At 59.4% G+C, this 6,359-nt stretch carries 6 protein-coding genes; 5 read left to right on the top strand and 1 reads right to left on the bottom strand.

All coding sequences use genetic code 11. From position 1 onward, the window contains the following. The coding region (locus VGI36_19780) for a hypothetical protein (GenBank protein HEY2487390.1) at window positions 1-285 on the bottom strand (285 nt) is incomplete at its 3' end. Between the two features lie 122 nt (window positions 286-407). Between VGI36_19780 and VGI36_19775 the strand changes: the two genes are divergently transcribed. The 5 genes from VGI36_19775 (at window position 408) to VGI36_19755 (ending at window position 6,346) form a co-directional block, all read left to right on the top strand. Beyond that, on the top strand, window positions 408-1,100 hold the full coding sequence (locus VGI36_19775; protein ID HEY2487389.1) for a helix-turn-helix domain-containing protein: 693 nt from the start codon (window positions 408-410) through the stop codon (window positions 1,098-1,100). An 18-nt stretch (window positions 1,101-1,118) separates the two neighbouring features. Then, on the top strand, window positions 1,119-2,045 hold the full coding sequence (locus tag VGI36_19770; GenBank protein ID HEY2487388.1) for a VOC family protein: 927 nt from the start codon (window positions 1,119-1,121) through the stop codon (window positions 2,043-2,045). 11 nt (window positions 2,046-2,056) lie between these two features. After that, window positions 2,057-2,923, top strand: coding sequence for a fumarylacetoacetate hydrolase family protein (locus tag VGI36_19765; GenBank protein HEY2487387.1), 867 nt, complete (start codon window positions 2,057-2,059; stop codon window positions 2,921-2,923). Between the two features lie 29 nt (window positions 2,924-2,952). Beyond that, window positions 2,953-4,122, top strand: a complete 1,170-nt coding sequence (locus VGI36_19760) for a hypothetical protein (protein ID HEY2487386.1) — start codon at window positions 2,953-2,955, stop codon at window positions 4,120-4,122. 415 nt (window positions 4,123-4,537) lie between these two features. Then, window positions 4,538-6,346: a glycoside hydrolase family 15 protein gene (locus VGI36_19755; GenBank protein HEY2487385.1), complete on the top strand. Its 1,809-nt coding sequence runs from the start codon at window positions 4,538-4,540 to the stop codon at window positions 6,344-6,346. Window positions 6,347-6,359: the final 13 nt, after the last annotated feature.

Here is a 6,359-nt window from a genome sequence, read left to right as displayed (position 1 = left end):
GCGGGAGCCGTCTTGGTAATCCTGCTTAAGCAGATAGCCTGATACTTTCGGCAGAATGTCGGCGTTGACGAAGCCGACTGTGGTGCCCACCGATTCCTCATAGATCGGCACGTCCTTCTGCACCACCGCCTCGACCGTCACCGTCGGAATCGGCGGGAGAGCGCCAGGCGCCGCGGCTCTTTTGCAGCTCAGCGCTGCTACCGAAACTACGGCCGCCACGCCAGCGATGGCCACCCGGAACGCTGGGGGCGGAGCGAACCGGCGAAACTTGACTTGGTGCGACATCTGATTCGACCTCTCCAATGGCTTCGTTAAGGCCGTAAGTCTAGAGGCGTGAAAATCGCATCAATGGGGAGGGCCTCTTGACTTCGTGACGATAATGTCTAAAAATGACGAGCATGTCAAGAATGTACAAAAGTGCCAAGAAAGTGCACTACGCAGAAACCGGTCCGGATCGCAGAGCGAAGAAAGCGCCTGCACAGATCGGCCGGCGCGATCGCCGCAAACTAGCTACCCGTGAGGCTCTATTGAACGCAGCGAATGCGCTTCTCCACTCACGAAGCATGGATGCACTGAGCGTCGATGAAATAGTGGAAGGCGCTGATGTGGCCAGGGGAACTTTCTACAACTACTTCCCCGACAAGGATGCCCTCGAACGCGCACTGGCCTCCCGCACGCGAGCTCGGATTGAAAACGAAATTGCGCGCCTAAACGTAGGCGTCAGAGAGCCGGTGCAAAGGATCGCCCGCGCATTCTGTAGCGTGTTGCGCTTGGGCATTAGCGCCCAGCAGGAAGCGACTGCGATGATGAGGCTATTCCCGCGTGCAACGGATCCCGCCGCGCCCATCAACTCGGGAGTCCGCCGCGACGCTGCGGAAGGTATGGCACAAGGCCGTATCGTCGCGGCTTCGGAGGATGTTGTCGTCGCATACGTGATGGGCGTGTTCGTGACAGGGGTAAATCGCGCCCTCGACCTCCCACCCGAGCGTGTGCGCGAATTCGCGCAGGGACTCGGCACCGTTCTCATTCACGGGCTCGGGATCAAGCGGGTTGAGGCCGAGCGAATCGCGCGCGACGCGGTCCAGTCGATTCTCGCGTAAGCCGAAAAGGAGCTCTGAATGGGTATCAAGGTTCAGGACATAGCGTACGTAAGATTCAGCGCGCCGGATCTGGATGAAATGGAAGCGTTTCTAATTGAATTCGGGATGCTTCGCGCCGAACGGACCCCGGACGTGCTTTACATGCGTGGCCTCGACGGCGACCCCTTTCTTCACGTCGCGCATCGGGGCGAGCCGCGATTCCTCTCCGCCGGATTCGAAGTTGCGTCGACAGCAGACCTCGAAGTGCTAGCTCGAGAAGAGAAGGCGTCGATCGCTTCATTGGTTGTTCCTGGAGGGGGGTCCGTGGTTCGGCTCACCGACCCTGATGGGTTTCAGATCGAAGTAATTGCCGGACGAACGCCAGTCGATCGAATCGCCGCACCTGTGCGGACACCTACCAACGACGCTTACGGGACGCCGCGGCTCGACGCGCTCAAGCGCCTCGCCCGGGGGCCTTCCCATGTGAAGCGCCTCGGTCACTGTGTTTTGAACGTGACGAACTTCCGCACCTCGGAAGCCTGGTACAAATCGCGCTTTGGCTTCATAACCTCAGACGAAATCAATCTCGGGTCTCCGGAGCGAGTCCTCGGCGCATTTCTGCGCTGTGACCGAGGACCGATTCCAAGCGACCATCACACCTTGTTTCTGCTGGGTACCGGCAGGCCCGGATTCAATCATGCCGCTTTCGAAGTAGCGGATTTCGACGATTTGATGTGCGGCCATGACTTGCTCGAGCAGAAAGGCCGCCGTCACGAATGGGGCGTTGGACGCCATCTGCTCGGAAGCCAAATCTTCGATTACTGGCGCGACCCCTGGGGCCACAGTTTGGAGCATTGGACCGACGGCGATCTGCTGGACGCGGCTTGGGGCTCCCGCACCGCTACGATCCAGGAAGTGCTAGGCAGCCAATGGGGACCACCTCCTCCGCAAACAATGGGATCATAAGGAGTCTTGAAATGAAACTGGTTAGGTATTCAACCAACAGCGGCGCCAGAATCGGCGCGGTCAAGGGCGACCGCATCGTCGACCTGTCCGGACCAGTCCCGGCGCTGGACGACAACATGATCGAGCTGATCATGCGATGGCCCGATCTTCGCGGACCGCTGCAGCAGGTAGTCCAAGATTCCGCACCTGGAATCGCTCTTGCGGAGGCCCGGCTGCTCGCTCCCGTCGCGCGGCCGGGCAAGGTGATGGCGATCGGGCTCAACTACGCCGATCACATACGCGAAACCGGTCAGAAGTTGCCGACGCATCAGATCTGGTTCACCAAAGCGGTCACCTCGATCAACGGACCCTTCGATCCGATCGAGTTGCCGATCGCATCAGCGCAGGTCGACTACGAAGCGGAACTGGTTGTGGTCATCGGCAAGCGCTGCAAGCAGGTACCGAAGGAGCATGCCGCCGAGGTGGTATTTGGCTATTGCGCCGGCAACGACGTGTCCGTTCGCGACTGGCAGTTGCAGACGACGCAGTGGGTGCTGGGGAAGTCCTTCGACACCCATGCTCCGATTGGGCCATGGATCGTCACCGCGGACGAACTGGGCGATCCGCATACGATGGGCATTCGATGCCTGGTGAACGGAGAGCTCAGGCAGAATTCCAATACCGGGAACCTGGTCTTCAACGTTTACGATCAGATTGCCCATCTGAGCCGCGCGATGACGTTGGAGCCTGGCGATGTAGTCTTCACCGGCACGCCGGGCGGTGTCGGGCTGGCGATGAGTCCGCCGCGATGGCTCAAGGCAGGCGACAAGGTGCGTGTCGAAATCGATCGCATCGGCGCGATCGAAGCCCTCATGCGGCCCGAGGGAGCCGCGCTTTAGCTTCGTTATTTTCCACAGGAGGTACAGTAATGATGAGCCTGGTCGAGAATGCCAAACGAATCGCCCCGCAACTTACCGAGACCGTTGCGGAAGACAACCGCCTTCGCCGTCTCAGCGATCGCACACGGAAACTGTTGCTCGAAGGCGGCTTTGTCAGATCGTTACAGCCGGCGCGATGGGGCGGCGGCGAAGTTTCGCTCCTAGAGTACGTGGACGCGGTCATGGAGGTCGCGCGGGTGTCGCCGTCGGCGGGATGGGTCGCCGGCGTTATCGCGGTGCATCCCTGGCAACTCGCTCTGTTCGACGAGAAAGCGCAACACGAGATGTGGGGCGAAGACCCGGAGACGATGCATTCGTCGTCATACAATCCGACCGGCAAGGCAGAGAAGGTCGCGGGCGGGTACAAATTGTGCGGCCGATGGTCGTTCTCGTCGGGATGCGATCACTGCCGCGGCGTGATGCTGGGGGCGATTTGCGGGGCCCGCGACGTAATGGGCAAGCCGGTGCCCGACTTCAGGTCCTTTCTGTTGCTGGGCGATCAATACCGAATCGATGACAACTGGCATGTCGCTGGACTCCAGGGCACTGGCAGCAAGGATATCATCGTCGAAAACGCTTTCGTGCCCGAGTACCGATCTCAGTCGCACATCGATTACGCTACGAACGCGCCGTTGCCAGGGCAGGAGCGTAACGGCGGGCCACTTTATCGGTTGCCTTGGTCTGTCGTTTTTAACACGGCACTGGTTGCTTCGGTGCTGGGTGCGGCGCGCGGGTTCGTTGATACTTGGATTTCTCAGACGCGGGACCGCAAGTTGAGCCTGGGGGGAAGGGCGGCCGACGATGCTCTTATGCAGCGGCGGCTCGCCGAGGCAATCTGGAATATCGACGTGACAGTCACGCGACTGGAGGCCGACATAGCGGAATTGTGGCAGATGGCGGAGGCGAGCGCGGTGGTTCCGATGCGGCTGAAGGCGCAGGTGCGCTGGAACATGAACCGCGGATGTGAATTGGTCGCAGGCACGATCCGTGATCTGTTCCGCGCGTCGACTGTGCGTGCGGTGTTCATGGACCACCCGCTCCAACAGCGCTTTCAAGACATCCAGGCGGCAATGGCGCATGCGTACCTGTCTCCGGATCCGTTGGCCAAGGCGCTGGGCGGATATCTGTTATGCACTTCGGCGCCGGAGTTCGTCCTCTGACCGAATGCGGGCGCACACCGGCGGATCATCATGTTCGTGCTGTCATTCGTCATAAGCCGGGCGGTTGAGGCGACGTAAGGGTACCAGCCACGGCGATGCAGGATATCAAGAGTCCCTTTTTCCTCGACTTTGTTACAGAGCCGATCAACGATAGCTAGCGCGCGGATGCCCAGAGGAAATTAAAGGGTGCTCAAACCCGAGCGCCGTGCCGGACGCATGTAGGCAAATCCGCTTCACAGAGCCTCGTGACCGATCAGCCACAACATCGACTACGAGCGACTTTCTGAACAAGCATGGGCGGGCAGTGGGTGTTCCGAGAAAATCCCGGCGTCGATTCCAGAAGGAGCGTGGCGTTGATTCCAACGACTACAATTCGCTTTTTGCCTTCAAATTTACCTGCTTTCATTAGAATGACATGAGCCTGAAAATCGAAGATTATGCACTGATTGGAAATACCCGCACTGCCGCGCTGGTAGGAAACACTGGTTCAATCGACTGGCTGTGCATGCCTCGATTCGATTCCGGCGCCTGCTTCGCTGCGCTTCTTGGAACTCCTGCGAACGGACGGTGGCTTATCGGCCCTAGCAACCGGATCCGGACTAGCCATCGTCGGTATCGGGGTCCGACACTTGTTCTGGAAAACGAATTCGTTACCGACAGCGGAGCCGCGGTGCTCATCGATTTCATGCCGCTCGCACATCAACGTCAACCGGTCACTGTCGTGCGAATCGTTCGTGGTGTCAGAGGTTCAGTGCCGATGCGAATGGATCTAGCCGTTCGCTTCGATTATGGGCACATCGCGCCCTGGATAACGCACCGGGGTTACGGACTTCGCGCCATCGCTGGTCCCGACGCGCTCGAGCTCGTAACATCGGTCCCAATGCGCGACGAGGCCTCACGGACAATCGCGGAATTCACCGTCACCGAGGGGGAGAGCGTTCCCTTTACACTGATCTGGTACCCATCTCACGAACAAGAACCTCCCGTCGGAGATCCAATGCAGACGCTCGCTGACACCGAAGCGTGGTGGCAAGAGTGGTCATCGCGCTGCACGATCACAGGACGATGGCGCGACCTGGCGCTACGCTCGCTGATCACACTCAAGGCACTCACATATGGTCCCACTGGGGGTATCGTCGCCGCTCCGACAACTTCGTTGCCGGAATGGATCGGCGGACCGCGCAACTGGGACTACCGCTTTTGCTGGTTGCGCGACGCCACCCTCACTCTGTACGCATTATTGCTGGCGGGCTACACGGAGGAAGCGTTTGCTTGGCGCGAATGGGCTATGCGCACTGTCGCCGGAGACCCCGACGACTTGCAGATTCTGTATGGCCTCGCCGGCGAGCGTCGGCTTCCTGAGGGAGAGCTTCCGTGGCTGCCGGGGTATGAAGGAAGCAAGCCCGTGCGCATTGGAAATGCCGCTCATGAACAATTTCAACTTGACGTCTCTGGCGAAGTAATGGGTGCGTTTTACCTCGGCCACCGCACGGGGGCCGGCGCCTCGCTCGAAACATGGAATCTGCTGACGGCTCTGATGGCTCACCTGGAGAAGGTTTGGAATAAGCCCGACGAGGGAATATGGGAAGTCCGCGGAGGACGGAGACATTTCACGCATTCCAAGGTCATGGCCTGGGTCGCATTCGATCGAGCGGCGAAATTGGTCGATGAGGGCTACTACTCTGGGCCGGCGGAACGTTGGCGCACTCTACGCGACCGGATCCATCGCGACGTCTGCGAGAAGGGTTTCGATCGGCGGCGGAACGCGTTTGTCCAGTACTACGGGGCTGACGCCCTCGATGCGGCATTGCTGATGATTCCTCTCGTCGGCTTTTTGCCGTCCACCGATCCGCGAGTGATAGGGACCGTCGACGCTATCGGGCGGGAATTGGTTTCCGGCGGGTTGGTGATGCGCTACCGCAGCGAGTCAAATGTGGATGGATTGCCGCCGGGGGAAGGATTGTTCCTGCCCTGTTCGTTTTTACTGGTAGACAATCTAGTTATGGCAGGACGTCTTGACGAAGCAGAAGAACTATTTGAGCGACTCACCTTGCTTTCCAATGACGTCGGACTGTTCTCAGAGGAGTACGATCCTGTATCTAGCCGGATGCTCGGCAATTTTCCGCAAGCACTGACCCACGTTTCACTGGTGAACTCGGTTCACAATCTAACCCTGGTCGAAGGCCCTGCCCCATCACCGTTCGAGCGCTTGAGAAACCTCTAAAGGCCGCGTTTTT

This window comes from Candidatus Binataceae bacterium (assembly GCA_036495685.1).
Lineage (GTDB): Bacteria > Desulfobacterota > Binatia > Binatales > Binataceae > JAFAHS01.
The sequence above is the reverse complement of the archived record's forward strand: the minus strand, read 5'-3'. Positions and strand labels throughout refer to the sequence as shown.